This is a genomic window from Paracoccus sp. (in: a-proteobacteria), assembly GCF_030536915.1.
Lineage (GTDB): Bacteria > Pseudomonadota > Alphaproteobacteria > Rhodobacterales > Rhodobacteraceae > Paracoccus.
Genome location: NZ_JAUNPC010000224.1, coordinates 1 through 1,554 on the forward strand (window position 1 = coordinate 1; position 1,554 = coordinate 1,554).

Genomic DNA, 1,554 nt, shown 5'->3' on the forward strand with positions numbered 1-1,554 from the left:
GCCTTCGGCTCATGGCGCAGGATCAGCGCCTCCGGTGTGTCGATGTTCGGGCCGCCGGTCGTCTTGCCGTCAATCAGCCTGTGCAGCAGATTCAGAACATGGGTCTTGGTCGCGACGCCTTCGGCCAGGGCCATTTCCACAGCAACCAGCACAGCCTGTTCATCATGCTGCAGGACCAGCGCCAGGATATCGACCATCTCGCGATCGCCACCGGGTCGTCGCAGCATCTGGTCCTGCAACTGTCGGAAGGCCCCGGGCAGTTCCGCGAAGGGCGCACCGTTCCTGAGGGCACCCGGCTTGCGCTGGATGACGGCCAGGTAATGCCGCCAGTCATAGATCGTGCGAGGCGGCAGGTGATGGGACCGCTGGATCACCCGCCCATGTTCGCACAGGATCTGTCCCTCGGCGGCAACCACCAGCCGATCCGGGTAGACTCTCAGGCTGACAGGACGGTTGGCGAAGGACGCCGGCACGCTGTAGCGGTTGCGCTCGAAGCTGATCAGGCAGGTGGGTGAGACACGCTTGCTCCGCTCGACGAAGCCGTCGAAGGCTGGCGGCAGGGGCATCAGCGCGGCCTGTTCTTCGGCCCAGGCGTCGGCGAGGGTTCCGGGCAGAACCCCGTGCGGGATCTCGCGCCACAACTCCAGGCAGCGCCGTTCCAGCCAAGCGTTCAGCGCCGCCAGGTCAGGAAAGTTCGGCATCGGCTGCCACAAACGAGGCCGGGCATCCTGGACGTTCTTCTCGACCTGTCCCTTCTCCCATCCCGCGGCAGGATTGCAGAACTCCGGCTCGAAGACATAGTGGTTGGTCATGGCGAGGAAGCGGATGTTGACCTGCCGCTCCTTGCCGCGGCCAACGCGGTCAACCGCCGTCTTCATGTTATCGTAGATGCCGCGACCCGGCACGCCGCCGAAGACGCGGAACCCGTGCCAGTGGGCATCGAACAGCATCTCGTGGGTTTGCAGGAGATAGGCCCGAACCAGGAAGGCCCGGCTGTGTGCCAGCTTGATGTGGGCGACCTGAAGCTTCGTGCGCTCCCCGCCCAGAACCGCGTAGTCCTCGCTCCAATCGAACTGGAACGCCTCGCCCGGACGAAAGGCCAAGGGGACGAAGGTGCCGCGGCCCGTCGTCTGCTGCTCGCGCTCCCGGTCCATCCGCCATTGCCGGGCGAAGGCCGCGACCCGGCCGTAGGAGCCGGTGAAGCCGAGCGCCACGAGGTCGGCATGGAGCTGCTTCAGCGTCCGGCGCTGCTTGCGTGACTTGCCGGCTTCCGTCTTCAGCCACGCCGCCAGCTTCTCGGAAAACGGATCGAGCTTGCTCGGCCGATCAGGCGTCGCGAACCTCGGCTCGATGGTGCCAGCGTTCAGATACTTCCTGATGGTGTTGCGCGACAGGCCGGTCCGCCGTGCTATCTCCCGGATCGGCAGCTTCTCCCGCAACGCCATGCGTCGGATGATGTTCAAAAGTCCCATGTGGATCACTCCGTTACCCCCGCCGCGCTCCGCTTTGGGGAAGGTTCACATGGGTCAGTTCTCAGTGGAAATTACGCCCCTA

At 65.0% G+C, this 1,554-nt stretch carries 1 protein-coding gene; it reads right to left on the reverse strand.

Features of this window, described 5'->3' with window-relative positions; translation table 11 throughout:
• A partial coding sequence (gene istA / locus Q4F04_RS15930) for an IS21 family transposase (protein WP_303370762.1) occupies window positions 1-1,472 on the reverse strand: 1,472 nt, incomplete at its 3' end.
• Window positions 1,473-1,554: the final 82 nt, after the last annotated feature.